The sequence below is a fragment of the Campylobacter pinnipediorum subsp. caledonicus genome (assembly GCF_002022005.1).
GTDB lineage: Bacteria > Campylobacterota > Campylobacteria > Campylobacterales > Campylobacteraceae > Campylobacter_A > Campylobacter_A caledonicus.
On record NZ_CP017258.1, the window covers coordinates 325,808 to 343,824 of the forward strand.

Here is an 18,017-nt window from a genome sequence, read left to right on the forward strand (position 1 = left end):
ATGACAAAAGAACAGGTGCAAAAAAATAAAAATAAGATTTTAAAGATTATTTCAAATCTTGAAAATGCATTTAGCGAGTTTGAGGACTTGGATTTTGATTGTAGCGAAAGAACCATAGAAGAATTGGTTTTACAATCAATGAAAGGTGAAGCAAACGATTTAATTAAGATTGTAGATAATCTTTTAGTTTATTATGAAGAAAAGGACAAAAATGTTTAACAAAATAGTATTATTAGGACATTTAACAAAAGACATAGAGTTAAGATACACAACAACAGGCACAGCGATAGGAATTTCATCTATAGCAGTAACAAGGAAATTTATAACAAATGGCGAAAAGAGAGAAGAAACTTGCTTTATTGATGTAGTATTTTTTAACAAACTGGCAGAAACTGCAAATCAATACTTAGCAAAAGGCTCAAAGCTTTTAATTGAAGGTAGGCTAAAACAGGACATTTGGCAAGACCAGCAAGGAAATAACAAGAGCAAACATAGCGTCATAGTTGAAAATATGGAGATGTTAGGCGATGCAAATAACAATAATAACAACACTTATAACACTAATGGTAGTTATAATCCTACTGCCAAAAATAGCAACCAAAGCTATCAAGCAAACACTTATCAGAGACAATCACAACAGCCACAAACACAGGTGCAACCAAAGCCACAGCAACAAGTAACTTCAGATGATGATATATTGGTTGATGGCACAGGCATACCGTTTTGATTGAAAAGGGATTTAGGGTCGCTTTAACTATAAAAGCAATTATGGCAAAAATAAATAAACTTTTAATATCTTTTTAAATACAATTTGCTTTTATTATAGACTAAAGGCAAAATATGGATTTTAGCGATAAATTAGACAAGTGGAACGAGCTAAAAAAAGCTATTGACCGCAATAAAAATAATCCTATTTCAGAAGGTAAAGTATATTGGGTAAGTATAGGGCAAAACATAGGGTGCGAAACATACGGCAAAAAAGATAATTTTATAAGACCCGTTTTAGTAATTAAAAAAGTTTATATTCCAAACTACCTAAATGCTTTTATCGGCATACCTTTAAGCTCAAAAACAACCAATAAAACAGGCTATTTGTATCATAAATTCATAGATAAAAAAGGTAACAAACAAGTAGCATTATTGTCCCAAATAAGACTTTTTGACACAAAAAGAGTAACACATTATGCTAAAATAAATATAACCAAAAAAGACTTTGAAGATATAAAAAGCAAGATAGTTGATAAGTTGATAAATTAGCCCGGCACTAAGACCGGGAACCCGAGCCTTGAAAACAAGGGGGCAAATCCTTTTCTTGTTAAAAAAAGTAATCTAAGTTTCTAAAAACTCACATTACTTTTTTTGTAAGTGAAAGTATAACGAAGTTAGATTTAAAAATAGATAAAATATAAAGGAGAAGTAATGGCAGATGAGAAAGAAGTGGATGTCCAATATATTGCAAAAGTAACACAGCTTATTTATCGATGTTTGTAAGGAGCAAATAGTGATAGATGTTACAAAACAAAACTTTATTATGTATTCAGTTGAAGATAAAGACATAAATATACAGATTTTAGCAGATAGTAAGAATGAAACAATATGGCTAAATCAAAAACAAATAGCTGAGATTTTTGATACAGATAGGAGTGGAATTACTAAGCATATAACAAACATATATGAAAATCAAGAGCTGGAAGAAAAAAGCACTTGTGAGCTTTTTGCACAAGTGCGAAAAGATGGGACTTCAATTAATGTAAAACATTACAATCTTGATATGATTATAGCCATAGGGTATAGGGTAAATAGTAAAAAAGCTACTAAATTTCGCATATGGGCTACCAAAACATTAAAAGAGTATCTTACCAAAGGCTTTATCCTAGATAAAGAAAGGCTCAAACAAGGAAATAATATTTTCAATAAAGACTATCTTGATGAACTTATAGAGCAAATAAGGGAGATAAGAGCTAGTGAAAAAATGTTTTATCAAAAGATACAAGCAGTATATGCACTAAGTATTGACTATGATAAAAGCTCAGAACTAGCAAAAAACTTTTTTGCATTTGCTCAAATGAAGCTAGAGTATGCTATAACTCATCAAACATCAGCAGAAATTATATCTCAAAGAGTAGACCACACAAAAGAACACTTAGGGCTTACATCCTGGAGCGGTAGTGAATACGGCAAAGAGCCTATAAAAAAAGATGTTTCAGTAGCTAAAAACTATCTAAAAGAAGATGAGATAAAAAACTTAAACCGCCTTACCACTATGCTACTTGATTATGTAGAAAATCAAGTAAAACAAGGTAAGGTTTTTACTATGAGTGATTGGGTTGTTAAACTTGATAGCTTTTTAGAATTCAACGGATATGATGTTTTAGATGATTTTGGAAAGATAAAAAGCCAAAAAGCCAAAGATAAAGCAGAACTTGAATATCAAAAATTTCAAGAGCTAAAACAAACACAATACATAGAAGAATTAGAAAACAAAACAAAGGATTAAAATGGCAGATGAAAATTTAATAAAACAAACTTGCAAAGAACTTGGCTTAACTTATAAGCAACTTGGGGAGATGATAGGAATAAGCGAAGGTAGAGTTAAGCAACTTGCAATTACAGAAGTTGGGGAACAAGTAGAAAAATCGTGTAGTATGCTTATTAAGATTAAAGAATTAGAAGCTAAATTAAACGAACAAAAAGAACTACAAGCACTACTTAAAAAATTTATATCTTAACGGACTGCGGAAAAATTCGCAGTCATTAAAAAGTATAAAATCATAACCAAAAAATACAAAAATATTTATATTATATTACTTTTACTATTGACAATAGTTATTATTTATGTTATAATTCTCCCATAAAAGTTATAAAACATAACTTTTAAATAAAGAAAGGAGAGTAAAACAATGTCGGCTAGTGAGATACTCGAGTTAATCACTGCTATAATTTGCTTGATAACTGCAATCATTCAAGCAAAAGGCAAGGGGTAGCTTAAAAGGGGCGAAAGCCCTGCCTTTTGTTATCGTTTTACTCATCCTTTGATTATACCATAAAGGGGCAAAAATGATTATAAATATTTTGGTGCTTATTTTAGCAGTTAGTGTTTTAGTATTAAGTGTAAAAGTAAATAGATTAGAAAAAGATATTAAGGAGCTTAAGAAATGAGTTCTTTAATATCCATAAATAATATAAGTGTAGATTTTAAAGTTGTTGGTAATGAGATATTTGCTAATTCTTTGCAAATTGCAGAAGTATTTGGGAAAAACCATAGAGATATTTTATCTACTATCAGAGCCTTACCAAATGATGACTTTAGAGAACATAACTTTCAAAGTAGCTTTTACATAAATTCTCAAAACAAAAAGCAACCTTGCTACAACCTTACCCGCGATGGCTTTTCTTTACTTGTTATGGGCTTTACAGGTGAAAAGGCTTATAAATGGAAGATAGAGTTTATCAAAGCTTTTAATATGATGGAAGCTGAATTAAAAGCCATAAAGACAAAGCATTACATAAACGAAATATCAGCTTTAAAAGCCCATCAAATATTGCAAAGCAAAAGAGTTACAAATCAAATAAACGGCTATAAATCACAAATAGCACAGCATAACAAGCAAATAGCTATCTTAAAGGCTGATTTACAAAAGATAGACAACACAAAGGCTATTTTACAAAATGTTAAAGATGAGCGGGATTATTTTAGAAAAAAATACTATGAAGCTTACAAGGCATTAGGTAAAGATAAAGATATTGTCTTATCCTTACACAAGATACAAAAGCATTTAGAGCCAGTATATACAGCACTTGGTGCAGTGATGGCATATGTAGATAGTAACAACACTTATTTTATGAAAAACAATGAGATATTTAAAACATAAAAGGGACATTATGAAATCATTTATAAATAAAATTTTAAAGATACTAAAAAGAAAAGGTGGCTATATAAAGAATATAGCCTATTTACACATTATATAAAGGAGATAAAATGCAAGATACTTATATAACTGCAAAAATGGCTAAAGAAAAGTTGGGAGTAAGTGATTCTGGACTTTATAGACTAAGACAATCAGGCAAGATAAAAGCCAACAGAGTTAGCTATAAGACCATATACTACTCTTTAAATAGTATTAATGCTTATCAGTCTATGAGCTTAAACTATCAAGATAATCACTCCACCACTGCATCAGCTTAGCCCTTTGTTTTAGATTTTTAGCGTGATTATACGCATCCTTCACTTTATTTTGCTCTATGTGAGCTAAGCACAATTCTACAATATCAGAATTACATCCGTGTAAATCAATATTTTCGTGGCATATCGTGCTAAATGTAGCTCTAAAGCCGTGTGGTGTTATATCTTCCTTTGAATAGCCCAAATTGCGAAGCATTGTCCTTACTGTGTTATCGCTTATTGGTCTTAATGTTGTTCTTAGGCTTGAAAATAGATATTTTGAGTTAAATATATGCCTTTGTTTATATGATAAAAGCATATGTTTAACACTATTTGTTAAATGCACTTCGTGAGCCTTAGCCATTTTCATCTTATCAGCACTTATATGCCATATATTTTTATCAAAATCAAACTCCGACCATTCTGCAAATCTTGCATTTGCTCCACGCACAGCAGTATAAAGCTGAAGCAAGGCACATACTTTTATCCTATCATCTCCGTTATACTCTTTTATATTTCTTAACAAATTTCTTATATCATCATCATTTTTTAAAAAAGCATAATGCTTAACTTCTACCTTACCTATTAATGCTTTTTTATCAATATCACTTATTATATTATGTTCGGTGTATTCATAAAGTAGGGCATATTTATAAAATTGATTAAGCGACGCCATAGCTTTTTTTAAACTATCGGGAGTTGATATTAAAGGCGAAAGCACTCTTAGTATATCTTTTCTTGTAATGTTTTTTATATCAGATTTTGCAAAATTTGGTAGCAAAAATCGCTCAAAAAAACTTTTTATCCGTTGTAGGTGTTTTTGGCTTATGTCTGTTCTTGTTTTGATGTATTCTTGATAAATTGCTTCAAAGTCTTTAAAGTAGGTTTGTTCTAGTATATCTATACCACTATCTATATCTTTTTGAAGTTTTATCCTTGTATTTCTAGCTTCTGCTAAGGTTATTTCAGGAAAATTACCTATGGTGTATCGCCTTTGTTTATTTGTCTTTGGGCTTTTGTAGTTAAAGATAAAAGTTTTAGTTCCATTTTTTGACACCTTTAAAAGCAAATTAAACCCATCACTTATAAAGTATGGCTTATCCTTTGGCTTTAAATTCTTTATTGACAATGTAGTTAGTGAAGTGGCTACTTTTGGCATATTATTCCTTTTTTTATTGACTAAAATGTAAATTTAACTAATATTTTTTAATTAGTCAATAACTCAGTCAATAAAAAAGTTTGAAAGTAATAAAAAGTAATTGAATGGAATAAAAGGAAATAAACGCCTCAAAAATGCCTTTTTATCGTGCTTTGTAGGTGATTTTTGAATGGAATAAAAGGGAATAAAAAGTAATTAATGGTGGAAGCGAGGGGAATCGAACCCCTGTCCAAAAACAAAACAACCACAACTTCTACATGTTTAGCAAAAGTGAAAAATTCACTAAGACATGCTCACTTTCCAAAACACTTATCTTAGCTAAGGCAAAAATTTCAACCTATATCATGCCAAAATACAAATCTACACTATCTAGGTAACTTGCAATCTTTTTTAGATAGTATCAAAAAGTGCAAGGCTCAACTGAACTTACGCAGCTTTAGCGTAAGCAGGAGCGAAATTAACGTTGTTTGCGTTTAAATTTAATTTTGAGCTTTTTACGCTTTGCTCAAAGCGACATGCCATCGTAGCCACTCTGCTCCTGTCGAAGCCAAGTCACTCCCATTTTTTAAGCTTATATTCTAATATCTTTTTAAATTTTAGTCAAGTTTTACCGGTATATTTATTATTAATGGTTCTAGAATACTAAAATATTCAGAGTCATTTTCTAAATCACTTTTGTATTTTATGAATTGATCCCCAACGAGTAACAACCAGTCTATAAATTTATCATTTGCTGGACCTTCTATTTCTCTAGCTTCTGCGCAAATTTCTTCTGCTAATGTTGCTAAATTTATTATAGGCTCGAGGTGCATATATCCAGCTGCTGATTTTATATTGTGATAAATTCTAAATAGCTCTTTTATGTTTTCGTTATATTTTGTTTTATTGCCAAGGCCTATTACGATTGGTTCTGAAATATCACACATTATTGAGTAGTGTGATAAGAATTCCTCCACAATCTCAAATGAATAATCTATCTCTAAATTTTTTAATATACCCATATTTAATCCTTGAAAAACTGTAACCTAATTGTAACATTTTTTTTGGTAAAATACAAAGTGCAATAAATGCGATTAATACAAAACAAAGGTTTTTCAAATGTCAGTTTATAAAAAAATTACAACTCAAGATATATTAAATAAAAAAAATAATGAAAAAATAGTTGCAATAACCGCTTATGATGCTTTATTTGCAAAACTTTTTGATGATTATGCTGATGTCATTTTGGTTGGAGATAGTTTAAATATGAGCTTTAATGGTCAAAAAGACACACTAAATGTTGATTTGAAATCTATGCTTTATCATACAAGAGCTGTTTGTGCGGGCGCAAAAAGGGCTTTGATTATGGGCGATATGCCTTTTGGTAGTTATCAAAATGAAAAGATGGCTTTAAAAAATGCGGTTAAGTTTATAAAACAAGCTGGAGCTGATTGTATAAAGCTAGAAGGTGGTATGAGGGTTGTTCCTACTGTTAAAAAACTAACAGAAGAAGGTGTAAGTGTTTGCGGACATATAGGCTTAATGCCACAAAGAGTTAGATTTGAAGGTGGTTATAAGATAAAAGGTAAAAATGATGATGATAAAAAAAAGCTAAAAGAAGAGGCCTTGGCTTTGCAAGATGCTGGAGCTTTTTGTATAGTCTTAGAAGGTGTTATTAGCGATGTTGCGAATGAGATAACGCGTTCTCTTGAAATTCCTACTATAGGAATAGGTTCAGGCGTTAAGACTGATGGACAAATACTTGTATTTTCTGATATGCTTGGATTTTTTGAGGAATTTAAGCCAAAATTTGTAAAGCAATATATGAGTGGCGCCAGCTTGGTCCGAAATGCTATACAAGAATACGCCAATGAAGTAAAAAATCAAAAATTCCCAACATCTGATTTTTGGTATTAAAAAAGTATGATTTGGATTAAAAACTTTATAGATTTAGATAACGACTAAACATATTCATAAATATAGAAAGGTTTTAATATGAAAGTGGCAATTTTAACTAGTAAAAACCAGTGGTTTTTGAATTATGCCAAAAGTTTATCTAAATGCATAAAGAATTCACAACTTTTTTTAGACCATAAATTAATAGGTAAAGAATATGAAATAGTTTTTATACTAAGTTATCATGTTTTAATCCCCGATGTTTTTTTAAAACAACATAAACATAATATCGTAATTCATTCTAGTCCTTTGCCTCAAGGAAAAGGCTGGTCTCCAATGTTTTGGCAGATATTGGAAGGAAAAAATGAAATTTGTTTTAGCATGTTTGAAGCAAATAAAGGAATAGATGCCGGTGATATTTATATGCAGAGGTATCTTAAGTTAAATGGCTATGAGTTGAATGATGAATTAAGAGAAAAACAAGCTAAAATGATTATTCAAATGTGTATAGATTTTTTAAAAAATCATAAAGATATAAAGCCAAAAAAACAAGAAGGTGTAGAAAGCTTTTATCCAAAAAGAACTGCTAAAGATAGCGAACTAGATATTAACAAAAGTATTAAGGAACAGTTTAATTTATTGAGGGTGTCAAATAACGAAGAGTATCCAGCATTTTTTGTTTTAAATGGACATAAATTTATATTAAAAATAACAGAAGAGGTTGTTGATTAGAATTACTTTAAAAATAAGCACATAAAATTATGAAAAATATTTTTTAGTTTTTAAAAAAGATAGCCCTATTGGTGTTATATCATTTAGTGATATAGACACAAGTTCTTGCGAGTTTGGATTGTATCAAAATCCAAACTTAAAAGGATATGGGCAGGTGTTAATTGATGAGATTAAAAAATATGCTTTTAATGTTTTGAGGGTTTTAAAAATTAAATCATTTGTTTTAAGCTCAAACGAAAAAGCTATCAAGCTGTATCTTAAAAATGGATTTAATATATCAGATAAAGATGATAAATTTAAGTCCATTGAACTTTCTTTATAATAAAATATATCTTAAATAATTATATTACATTTATATTTAATTATAAATGTAATATATTATCAATAATACATAGTTTTTAATTTAAAATATATAAAACATATTACATTATAAATAATACAAGTCCCTTATATAGCTATACTATAAATATATAAAAATATACAAAATTATAAAAATTAATTTTTATAAATAATAAATGTCAGGAAAATGACAGAAAAAAAATTTGAAATTTTATAAAATTGTCAAAGTTTTCTATAAAACGCGAGGAGGATTTATGAAACAGCATAAATTTGTTATTGCTGATTATAAGCGTTGTATAGGCTGTGCTACTTGTATGGCCGCGTGTTTTAAAAGCGCTTATGAGAGGGGGAAATTATCAAAAGCAAGGCTATCTGTTTTAAGACAAGCTGCTGGTGTAATGCCAACACAATGTAGACAATGCGATGATGGCCCTTGTGCAAATGTTTGTCCGACTGGTGCATTGAGATTTGATGATGATTGTATTGAGCTTCACGAGGAGATATGTATAGGTTGCAAATTATGCACTATTGCCTGTCCTTATGGAGCTATTAGTTCAAGCGCTGAACTTATGCCTTCAGTAAATTATTCAGTTGAACCAAAATATTATCTAGAAATAGAATCACAAGCCGGAGCTAAAAATATCGCCATAAAATGTGATATGTGTTATGGACAGGAAAAAGGACCTGCATGCGTTGATGTTTGTCCTACTTCAGCTCTTATTATGGTGGATCCTAGAAATCAAAATCACAAACTTGGTAAAAGTATAGACTTTAAGTCAGCAAATGAGTTTTTGCATAAGATAATGCAAAGCGAGGAGGCCTGAGATGGTTGAAATTTATTTGCTTTTTGTATTAAGCGCTATTATTAGTATGTGTTTTTATAAAAATCCAAAATTAGCTGTAAAGGCTGGATTTGGACTTAGTGCGATTAGTTGCTTTATAGCTATGAGTCATTTTGTATGCAATATGGGTGTTAGTGATAGCTTTTTGCTTGGTGGAAATTTTTTATATTCTCCAAATTTTGCACTAAACCCACTTGGTAACTTTTTTAGCTTTGTGGTTGTATTTATAGGTTTTGCAAGTAGTATTTATGGTATGAGCTATGCAAACGAATATATCAAAAAAGCAAATGTTGCTGTTTTTGCAAGTTTGTTTAGTATTTTTATATTGTCAATGCTTCTTGTAATTAGTGCAAATAACGTATTTTGTTTTATTGTGCTTTGGGAGCTAATGACACTTGTATCATCTTTCTTGATTTTAGTAAACGATGGCAAAGGCACTTTAAAAGCTGTTATGATATATCTAGGTATAGCTCAAATAGGAGCATTTTGTATAACTTGTGGTTTGCTTTTATTGTCTTATTATGCAAACAGCACAGAATTTAGTGATTTTGCAAACCTAAATATGCCTTTAGGTGCTTCAATAGTTGTATTTATATTATTTTTGATTGGTTTTGGTTCAAAAGCTGGCATGTGGCCATTTCATGTTTGGCTTCCACTAGCTCACCCAGCTGCCCCATCAAATGTATCAGCTCTTATGAGTGGTGTTATGATAAAAGTTGCATTATTTACACTTGTTAAATTTACACTTTATCTACCACTTAGCCCTTATTTTGGTCTTACTATATTAGCTTTGGGCGCAGCTAGCTCATTATTTGGTGTTTTATATGCGCTTTGTCAACACGACTATAAAGCTTTATTAGCGTATCACTCAGTTGAAAATATAGGAATCATACTTCTTGGTCTTGGAACTGGAATTTATGGCTTGTCTGTAAACAATGCAACCCTAGCCGCAATAGGATTTTTAGCTGGTTGTTATCATATTGTAAACCACGCTATATTTAAAGGTTTATTATTTCTTTGTGCTGGTTCTGTATTGCATGCAACTCATACAAGAGATATGGATGTTCTTGGTGGACTTGCCAAAAAAATGCCTTGGACTGCGGCTGGTATGTTTATAGGTATTATGGGTATTGCTGCCTTGCCACCTGTAAATGGTTTTGTGTCTGAATGGTTTACATATCAAGGCATGCTTCAAGGTGCTATGCAAGATAGTGTTATAGCTAGATATTCATTTTCTTTGGGTGTTGTTGCTCTTGCTCTAACAGGTGTTTTGGTTGGTATGCACTTAAAATTATATGCGGTAATTTTTTCAGGAACCCCAAGAGATCAAAAAATTTGGGAAAATGCAAAAGAAAGCCCTCTTGGTATGGTTATTGGAATGATAATCTTAATGGCTGGATGTATAGGTTTTGGTGTTGGTGCAAATGTTGTTGTTGATTATATTATGCAAGGTGTGAATTCTATAGTTCCTAGTTCATATATAGCGAGTTCTGGTTCAACATCTGTTACTTCTCCTCTAGGAAGTTATATTTCAACTCCATTAATTGCTATTGTCCTAACTTCGACAATGATACTTCCTTTTGTTATATTAATGGTTATGAAAGCTAATAAAACAAAACCAAGAGAAACAGATCCTTGGGCTTGTGGATTTAAATACAATTCACGTATGCAAATGACTGGTGGTCCTTTTACTGGTGATCTTAGAAAAATAATGCAGTGGTTATTCCGTGCCGATAAAAAAATTATCAGCAAAGATTATTTTACTCCTGTTGAATATCATAATCATCCAAAAGATATTTGGTGGGGATTATTTTATGAACCTTTTATAAATTTAAGCAAAAAAATAGCTGATAAAATAGGTATTTTCCAAAGTGGATATACAAATGTTTATTCATTTTATATCATTTTATATCTTTGTTTGATGCTTGCGGTTAGCTACTTTTTAATATAAGGAATTATTATGCAAACTATAATTTTAATGATATTTCAAGTTGTTGTTATAATCCTTGTAGCTCCATTGTTTGATGGTATAGCAAGAAAACTTAGAGCAAAACTTCAATCAAAACAAGGAAGTGATTTTTTTCAAACTTATCGTGACATAAAAAAATTATTTAAACGAGGAAGAACTACCCCTTCTTGTTCGCATTGGGTTTTTAGATATACACCCTTTGTTTTATTTGCCACATCGGCAGGTTTATTAGCAGCTATACCTATTACATATAGTCAAAATTCTGATTTTGGTGCTTATGCTGATATTTTTGTAATTATTTATTTAGGTGCCTTGTTTAGATTTATGTTTGGTTCCGCTTCTATGGATAGTGGTAACCCTTTTGCTGCTACTGGTGGAAGTAGAGAGCAGATGATAGGTGTTTATGTTGAGCCTGTTATGATTATGTGCCTTATTGTTGTGATGCTTGCAGCTAAAACATCAAATTTGGTTGAGATTCAAGATATGGTAAAAACAGGGGTGATAGGATATCAAATTCCTAGTTTTGCTGTTGCTTCTATAGCTTTTTTATGGTGTATGTATGTTGAAACAGGAAGAAAGCCTTTTGACCTTGCTGAAGCCGAACAAGAGCTTCAAGAGGGTTTATTGGGTGAATATGCTGGATATGATTTGGGATTAGTTCAAGCAGCTTTGATATTAAAACAATTTGCAATGATAGGTCTGTTTTTGACTATATTTGAGCCTTGGAATTTTTCAAATCCGATTTTAGCAATTATAGTTTTTGTCATAAAAACAGGTGTTTTTTATGTAGCAGCTGTATTTATAGACAACTTCGGACCACGCTTTAAAATTACATCAAGTCTCCGTAAAAATGCACTTTTTGCACTTGGTATCTCTTTTATAGCGTTAAGTCTTTATGCTTTAGGAGTTTAAAATGGGTATTATAGATACAATATCTATCGCTATGATAGTAACCTCTTTGGCTGTTTTTGGGTTGAGAGGTCTTAAATTATCAGTTTTTGTTTATGCAATTCAGACATTGCTTTTAGTGAGTATGTTTTTTGTTTTATCTTCAAAATTTGATGCCCACGAGCTAAGAAATTGGGCTTATGTTGCCTTTTTTACAAAGGTTTTATTTGTCCCATCTATTTTATTGTTTGTGATAAAAAAATTAAATGTTGTGAGTGAAGATGAGCCGGTTGGCGGATTTTTTGTTAGCCCTGTTGTGGCTATGGGATTTTCTTTGGCAATAGCCATGAGTATACACGGTGTTTTTTTAGAGTTTTCTCTTATCAAAGAAAAAATAGCCCTAATAGCTTCAGCTACTATATTTATGATGGGTATTTTTGGATTCATTCTTAGAAACTCATTTATTAAACAGATACTTTCTTATTGTCTTTTTGAAAATGGAATACATCTAAGCCTTGGTTTGATGGCTTTTAATTCACACGAATTAGTTGAACTAGGAATTTTAACAGATGCACTTTTTGCTGTAATCATAATGAGTGTATTAGCTGTTAGATTTTATAAAATTTACGATAGCCTTGATACTTCTAAGGCTACAAATTTAAGGGGGTAGTGATGAGTAGTTTAAGCTTATTGTTAATCACGCCTTTAATAGGTGCATTAGTGCTATTTTTTGCTCCAAAATGGCATAAACAACTAAATTTTATACATATATTAGTGTCAGGTTTGACTTCACTAATATTGCTTTTTAATGTTAGCAAAGTATTGCAAGATGGGGCTTTTTTTACTGATGATAAGTTCTTGTTTTTGGATGGATTAGGAAGTGTGTTTTTGGTTTTGATAGCAGTAACTGGCTTTTTGGTAAATTTATATTCAACAACATATATGAAATGGGAAGTAGCTGATGGACATATTAATTTAGACACATTAAAAAAATACTACTCTCTTTGCCATGTGTTTATATTTACAATGAGCCTTAGCGTTGTTTGTAATAATATAGCTTTTATGTGGGCAGCTATTGAAGCAACAACTTTGGCTTCTGTCTTTTTAGTTGCTATAAATAAAGATAAAAAATCTACAGAGAGTGGTTATAAATATATAGTTTTATGTTCTATAGGTTTGGCATTTGCTCTTTATGCAACCATACTTTTGTATTCAGTAACATTTACAAATCTAGGTGATGGAGAGTCATCTATGTTATATACAAGCATAATTGAAAATGCTAAAAATCTAAACCCAGATATTGCAAAACTTATATTTGTGTTTGCTTTGATTGGTTTTGGAACAAAAGCAGGTTTAGCACCAACTCATACATGGCTACCAGATGTTCACGCACAAGGCCCAGCTCCTATATCAGCTCTTCTTTCTGGCGTGCTTTTAAAATGCGCTATGCTTGCTATTTTTAGATATTACGCTGTTGTATCAAATGCAATTGGATTTGAATTTACACAAAATGTTATGCTTATTTCTGGAACAATCACTCTTTTTGTTGCAGCATTTTTCTTGATGCGTCAGCATGATGTAAAAAGAATGTTTGCTTATCACTCTATAGCTCATATGGGTGTTATTGCATTTGCTTTGGGTGTTGGTGGAAAAATAGGAATATTTGCAGCTATTTTTCACTGTCTGGCTCATAGTTTTACAAAAGCACTTGCATTTTGTTCAACCGGAAATATAGCAAGAATTTACGGTCATAAAGATATGAGTAAAATGGGCGGAATGGTAAAAATAGCACCTGTTACAACTATGATGTTTGGAGCAGCTGTTTGTTCGTTGGTTGGTGTTCCAGCTTTTGCTATATTTGTTAGCGAGTTTTTGGTATTTAAACAAGCTATAACAAGTGGACAATTTGGAGCTGTTGCTTTATTTGCTGTTGCACTTACTATAATTTTTATAGCAGACTTTTCACACTTTAATATGGCTAGTTTTGGCGAAAGTAAAGGCGAAATTGCTCACAAAAAAGAGATGAGTTTAATTGAAAATATACCATTGATAGCATTATGTGTTTTGATAGTTGTCTTTGGTTTGTGGCATGTAGATAGCTTTTACACTTTAGTTGAAAATGGCGTAAGAATAATAATGAGAGGTTAAAAATGCGTGGCGATAATTTTATACAAATTTTAAAAACTAAAGTAAATGTGTTAGAGGTTACAAGACAGGCTGATGATCAGGTTACTGTTTTGGTGGATAGAAATGATCTACCTTTGGCTGTAAAAACGCTTTATTATGATATTGGTGGTTTTATAAGCACAATGATACCAAATGATGAGCGCGAACTTAATGGACATTTTGCACTATATTATGCTTTGTCTATGGAAGGTTCAAAAATGACAGAAAAAGATGATTTTTTGCCTGAAGATAAATGTTTTGTTACTGTAAAAACACTTATTCCAGCAAATGATCCTACTTTTCCATCTGTCACACCTCACGTTCCAGCTTGTGTTTGGTATGAAAGAGAAGCATATGATATGTATGGTCTTGTAGCTGAGGGATTGCCTGATAAACGTCGTTTGGTTTTAAGTGATGATTGGCCTGAAAACCTACATCCGCTTAGAAAAGATGCGATGGATTATCGTTATAGACCAGACCCTGTCGCACATCAAGATGAGCCAGATGCTGAGTTTTTGTTTCCAAAAGGCGATGGCGTTGTTGATGTTCCGCTTGGACCTTTGCATGTAACAAGCGATGAGCCTGGGCATTTTAGACTATTTTGCGATGGCGATGAGATAATAGATGCTGATTATAGGCTATTTTATCAACATAGAGGTATGGAAAAACTTGCCGAAAACAGAATGAACTATGACCAAATGGGTTATTTGGCTGAAAGGGTTTGTGGTATTTGTGGATACGCCCATGCTATAGCTTGTATAGAGGCTGCTGAAAAGGCCATAAGATTAGAAATTCCTCTTCGTGCTCAAGCTATTAGAGTTATTTGTCTTGAAATAGAAAGACTTCACTCACACCTTTTAAATATAGGTTTAGCGTGTGAGGTGACTGGTAACTATAACGCATTTATGCATATCTTTAGGGTTCGTGAGTATTCAATGGAGTTAGCTCAACTTGTTACCGGCGGTAGAAAAACTTATGGTAACGTTATCATGGGCGGACTTAGAAGAGATATGACCGATAATGAGATAAGAAAATCAATAGCAATCATAAATAAATTAGACGTCCAAATAGATGAAATTTGGGATGCTGTTATGGATGATAAAAGACAGATAAGTCGCTGGAAAGGAGTTGGTATTCTTGATAGACAAGTAGCTCGTGATTTTAGTCCAGTTGGCCCAAATATGAGAGGTAGCGGATTTAAAAGAGACAATAGATATGACCATCCTTATGACTTTTTTAAACAGATAGAATTTGAAGTTGCTGTTGAACACGGTGGAGATGTATTTAGTAGAGAGATGGTTAGGTATAAAGAGCTAAAAAGCTCAATTCATATCATTAGACAATGTCTTGAACTAATGCCTCAAACATCTATAATGATAGATCCAAAAACAATGATTAAGCCTGAGAATTTTGCCTTAGGATACGATGAAGCACCTAGGGGTGAAAATGTGCATTGGATTATGCAAGGAAGCGCTCAAAAAGTATTTCGTTGGAGATGTAGAGCCGCTACATACAATAACTGGCCTAGCCTTCGTTTCCAATTTAGAGGAAATACAATAGCCGATGCAGCTTTGATAGTATGTTCACTTGACCCTTGCTACTCTTGTACCGAGCGTGTTACAGTTGTTGATGTTAAAACTAAAAAGAGTAAAATTTTAACCGAAAAAGATTTAAAATTATATTCTCAAACATTAAAAGATTCTCCATTAAGGGAGTTAAGATGAAATTATTTGATGTAACAAAAAAATATGGAAAAGCTACATATGCTTATCCATTTGAACCTTACGTAGTCCCCGATAATTTTCGCGGACAGCCAAATTATACATATGAACTTTGTATAGGTTGTGCGGCTTGCGGTGTTGCTTGTCCATCTAATGCAATTGAGATAAAAATGAACGAAGAGCAAACTAGACTTATTTGGGAGTTTAGCTGCGGTCGTTGTATATTTTGCGGTCGTTGTGATGAGGTATGCCCAACAGGTGCTATTAAGCTTAGTGATAGTTTTGAGCTTGCTGTTAAATTTGATAAGTCTGCGCTTATTCAAAGAGGAGAATTAGAAATTCAAAGATGTAAATGCTGCGATAAACCTTTTACTCCAAAAAGACTTATAAATTTTAGCTATGCAAGACTAGAAAAAGCAAATTTATTGCCAAATAGACTAAAAGAAGCAAAAGAGTATTTATATATATGCCCTGAATGTAAAAAAGCAGCAGCTGTAAAAGAACTAACAACAGCTTCTGAATCAAACATAAGATAGTAAGGGGGATAAGATGAGTTTATATCAAGTTTCAGATAATATAAAAACAGCAAATGACCTAACAGCAAAATTGGAGCATTTGCAAAATATAAAAAGAAGTTTTAGTGTTTATAGAGTAGACTGTGGTAGCTGTAACGGCTGTGAGATAGAAATTTTTGCAGCAATTACACCTATGTGGGACCCTGAGCGTTTTGGATTTAAACTTGTAGCAAATCCACGCCATGCTGATATTTTAATCTGTTCAGGCCCTGTTACTAGACAGATGTATTATCCACTTCTTCGCGCATATGAGGCAACACCAGATCCAAAGATAGTAGTTGCTTTTGGTGCTTGTGGTGCTAGTGGAGGTATCTTTCATGATGCTTATAGCGTTTGGGGCGGTATAGATAAGGTGATACCGGTTGATGTTTATATACCTGGTTGTCCTCCACACCCAGCAAGTGTTATATATGGTCTTGGAATGGCACTGGGGATTATAGATCAAAAGCTAGAAAAAAAGAGCTATGAAAATGATACAACTCTTGTACCAGAAGTAAAAGACTCAGTTATGGGCGATATACTTTTTGAAAGAGACTTGCAAGCCGAATCAAAAAGACTTATGAGTTATGTTTTTGGTAGAGAACTTTATAAAAAATATATAAGCGCTATAAGCTCTTCAAGTGATATTTATAATGTGGATATAACTAAAAATACTTTGCTAGAAGCGATCAAAAAAGAAGAAGATCCTAGATATGCTGAGTGTATGGCGATTTTACATAATGATATCTATTTAAAATATGCAAAAGCCGATAAAAGCTTTAGTATAGACCCTAAAAAAGAGATTTGGGATAAAAGATGATAAGAATTTTTAAACTTACAAAACGCCATATGGATGATAACGACAAAATGCCACGCGAGTTAAAAGATATAAAAATATTTTCAACTTGCGTTGGTCATGGTGTTGGCACGATTGATTTTAGCGAACAAATAGCACAAATGAGCGAAGAAGAATACGAACAAATGCTAAATGAGTCTGGCGAGTATGTAAAGTTTAAGCTTGGAAATCTTAGTAAATATTTTGAAGTTGAAATTTTTACAGAGCATGCTTTAAAGCTTTTGCCACAACTTTGTGACGGCAAACTTAAACAAATTCTACTAAATTTACGTGAAGGATATTTAGTTATTAAAAAGGATTTTTGATGAACAAAGCCGTTTTGTGTATAGGTAACCCTTTGCGTGGAGATGATGATGTTGGTAATGAGGTTGGACGATTAGTTTGTGAAAATTTAAAAGATTGGAAGGTTTTTTTTGGGGAAGATGTCCCTGAAAATGAGTTTGGTGCGATAAGAGATTTTGCTCCAGATATACTTATAGTCGTAGATGCTATGAGCGGATTTGATGATGAGAAGATTGAATTTTTTGATTTAAGTGATGATAGGGATTATATCTACTCGACACACAATCTACCAACTCCAATTCTTTTAAGTTATTTAAGAAAAATATGTCCTAAAACGCTTTTTTTGGGAATTAATGTTTTGCTTGAAAATGTTCTTGATTTTAAAGAGGGTATGAGTGAAAAAGCAAAACAAAGTGCAAAAAAAGCTCTTAAAAAGATTGAATTTATAGATGAAAATTTTAAAGGAGGTTGA

General features: G+C 32.0%; 21 protein-coding genes, 1 other RNA gene and 1 pseudogene. 20 read left to right on the top strand and 3 right to left on the bottom strand.

Going from position 1 to position 18,017, the window contains the following annotated elements; translation table 11 throughout:
• The 7 genes from CPIN18021_RS01750 to CPIN18021_RS01780 all read left to right on the top strand — a co-directional run bounded on the left by CPIN18021_RS01750 (position 1) and on the right by CPIN18021_RS01780 (position 4,186).
• Positions 1-219 carry a hypothetical protein gene (locus CPIN18021_RS01750; protein ID WP_078422903.1) on the top strand — a complete coding sequence of 73 codons (219 nt, stop codon included), beginning with the start codon at positions 1-3 and terminating at the stop codon, positions 217-219.
• Positions 212-727: a single-stranded DNA-binding protein gene (gene ssb, locus CPIN18021_RS01755; protein ID WP_078422904.1), complete on the top strand. Its 516-nt coding sequence runs from the start codon at positions 212-214 to the stop codon at positions 725-727. Before CPIN18021_RS01750 ends, ssb begins: the two co-directional genes overlap by 8 nt.
• Before the next feature lie 113 nt (positions 728-840).
• Complete coding sequence (locus CPIN18021_RS01760; protein WP_078422905.1) at positions 841-1,257, top strand: type II toxin-antitoxin system PemK/MazF family toxin; 417 nt, start codon at positions 841-843, stop codon at positions 1,255-1,257.
• Between the two features lie 244 nt (positions 1,258-1,501).
• Positions 1,502-2,497, top strand: a complete 996-nt coding sequence (gene rhuM / locus CPIN18021_RS01765; protein ID WP_078424272.1) for a RhuM family protein — start codon at positions 1,502-1,504, stop codon at positions 2,495-2,497.
• 1 nt (position 2,498) lies between these two features.
• Positions 2,499-2,729, top strand: coding sequence for a sigma factor-like helix-turn-helix DNA-binding protein (locus CPIN18021_RS01770; protein WP_078422907.1), 231 nt, complete (start codon positions 2,499-2,501; stop codon positions 2,727-2,729).
• Positions 2,730-3,155: 426 nt separating this feature from the next.
• Complete coding sequence (locus tag CPIN18021_RS01775) at positions 3,156-3,872, top strand: Rha family transcriptional regulator (protein WP_078424273.1); 717 nt, start codon at positions 3,156-3,158, stop codon at positions 3,870-3,872.
• Positions 3,873-3,979: 107 nt separating this feature from the next.
• Positions 3,980-4,186 (top strand): helix-turn-helix transcriptional regulator, encoded by a 207-nt coding sequence (locus CPIN18021_RS01780; protein ID WP_078422909.1) that lies wholly within the window; start codon positions 3,980-3,982, stop codon positions 4,184-4,186.
• Here the strand turns inward: CPIN18021_RS01780 and CPIN18021_RS01785 are convergent.
• The 3 genes from CPIN18021_RS01785 to CPIN18021_RS01795 form a co-directional block, all read right to left on the bottom strand.
• Entirely contained in the window at positions 4,137-5,321 is a 1,185-nt protein-coding gene (locus tag CPIN18021_RS01785) for a tyrosine-type recombinase/integrase (protein ID WP_078424274.1), read from the bottom strand. The two genes, CPIN18021_RS01780 and CPIN18021_RS01785, sit on opposite strands and share 50 nt — an antisense overlap.
• A gap of 199 nt (positions 5,322-5,520) precedes the next feature.
• Positions 5,521-5,881: a transfer-messenger RNA gene (gene ssrA / locus CPIN18021_RS01790) on the bottom strand.
• A gap of 36 nt (positions 5,882-5,917) precedes the next feature.
• Positions 5,918-6,322, bottom strand: coding sequence for an Hpt domain-containing protein (locus CPIN18021_RS01795; RefSeq protein WP_078422911.1), 405 nt, complete (start codon positions 6,320-6,322; stop codon positions 5,918-5,920).
• A gap of 97 nt (positions 6,323-6,419) precedes the next feature.
• Here CPIN18021_RS01795 and panB point away from each other — a divergent pair, with 97 nt between their 5' ends.
• The 13 genes and pseudogenes from panB to CPIN18021_RS01860 all read left to right on the top strand — a co-directional run bounded on the left by panB (position 6,420) and on the right by CPIN18021_RS01860 (position 18,017).
• Positions 6,420-7,217 carry a 3-methyl-2-oxobutanoate hydroxymethyltransferase gene (gene panB / locus CPIN18021_RS01800; protein WP_078424275.1) on the top strand — a complete coding sequence of 266 codons (798 nt, stop codon included), beginning with the start codon at positions 6,420-6,422 and terminating at the stop codon, positions 7,215-7,217.
• A 78-nt stretch (positions 7,218-7,295) separates the two neighbouring features.
• The gene (locus CPIN18021_RS01805) at positions 7,296-7,928 is read left to right on the top strand and encodes a formyltransferase family protein (protein ID WP_078422912.1); all 633 of its coding nucleotides are present in this window, start codon (positions 7,296-7,298) and stop codon (positions 7,926-7,928) included.
• 43 nt (positions 7,929-7,971) lie between these two features.
• A pseudogene (locus CPIN18021_RS01810) lies at positions 7,972-8,250 on the top strand (GNAT family N-acetyltransferase); the annotation flags it as partial.
• Between the two features lie 271 nt (positions 8,251-8,521).
• Positions 8,522-9,091 carry a 4Fe-4S dicluster domain-containing protein gene (locus tag CPIN18021_RS01815; RefSeq protein ID WP_069633387.1) on the top strand — a complete coding sequence of 190 codons (570 nt, stop codon included), beginning with the start codon at positions 8,522-8,524 and terminating at the stop codon, positions 9,089-9,091.
• A gap of 1 nt (position 9,092) precedes the next feature.
• On the top strand, positions 9,093-11,060 hold the full coding sequence (locus tag CPIN18021_RS01820; RefSeq protein WP_078424276.1) for a proton-conducting transporter transmembrane domain-containing protein: 1,968 nt from the start codon (positions 9,093-9,095) through the stop codon (positions 11,058-11,060).
• Between the two features lie 9 nt (positions 11,061-11,069).
• Positions 11,070-11,990, top strand: coding sequence for a respiratory chain complex I subunit 1 family protein (locus CPIN18021_RS01825; protein ID WP_078424277.1), 921 nt, complete (start codon positions 11,070-11,072; stop codon positions 11,988-11,990).
• Between the two features lies 1 nt (position 11,991).
• On the top strand, positions 11,992-12,636 hold the full coding sequence (gene hyfE / locus CPIN18021_RS01830) for a hydrogenase 4 membrane subunit (RefSeq protein ID WP_069633390.1): 645 nt from the start codon (positions 11,992-11,994) through the stop codon (positions 12,634-12,636).
• Between the two features lie 2 nt (positions 12,637-12,638).
• Positions 12,639-14,114 (top strand): hydrogenase 4 subunit F, encoded by a 1,476-nt coding sequence (locus CPIN18021_RS01835; protein ID WP_078424278.1) that lies wholly within the window; start codon positions 12,639-12,641, stop codon positions 14,112-14,114.
• A 2-nt stretch (positions 14,115-14,116) separates the two neighbouring features.
• Entirely contained in the window at positions 14,117-15,856 is a 1,740-nt protein-coding gene (locus CPIN18021_RS01840) for a hydrogenase large subunit (RefSeq protein ID WP_078424279.1), read from the top strand.
• Positions 15,853-16,389 carry a formate hydrogenlyase complex iron-sulfur subunit gene (locus CPIN18021_RS01845; RefSeq protein ID WP_078422919.1) on the top strand — a complete coding sequence of 179 codons (537 nt, stop codon included), beginning with the start codon at positions 15,853-15,855 and terminating at the stop codon, positions 16,387-16,389. Before CPIN18021_RS01840 ends, CPIN18021_RS01845 begins: the two co-directional genes overlap by 4 nt.
• A 13-nt stretch (positions 16,390-16,402) precedes the next feature.
• Positions 16,403-17,227 (top strand): NADH-quinone oxidoreductase subunit B family protein, encoded by an 825-nt coding sequence (locus CPIN18021_RS01850; RefSeq protein ID WP_078424280.1) that lies wholly within the window; start codon positions 16,403-16,405, stop codon positions 17,225-17,227.
• Positions 17,224-17,568, top strand: a complete 345-nt coding sequence (locus CPIN18021_RS01855) for a formate hydrogenlyase maturation HycH family protein (RefSeq protein ID WP_078422921.1) — start codon at positions 17,224-17,226, stop codon at positions 17,566-17,568. The genes CPIN18021_RS01850 and CPIN18021_RS01855 overlap by 4 nt, the downstream gene beginning before the upstream one ends.
• Complete coding sequence (locus CPIN18021_RS01860; RefSeq protein WP_078422922.1) at positions 17,568-18,017, top strand: hydrogenase 3 maturation endopeptidase HyCI; 450 nt, start codon at positions 17,568-17,570, stop codon at positions 18,015-18,017. The genes CPIN18021_RS01855 and CPIN18021_RS01860 overlap by 1 nt, the downstream gene beginning before the upstream one ends.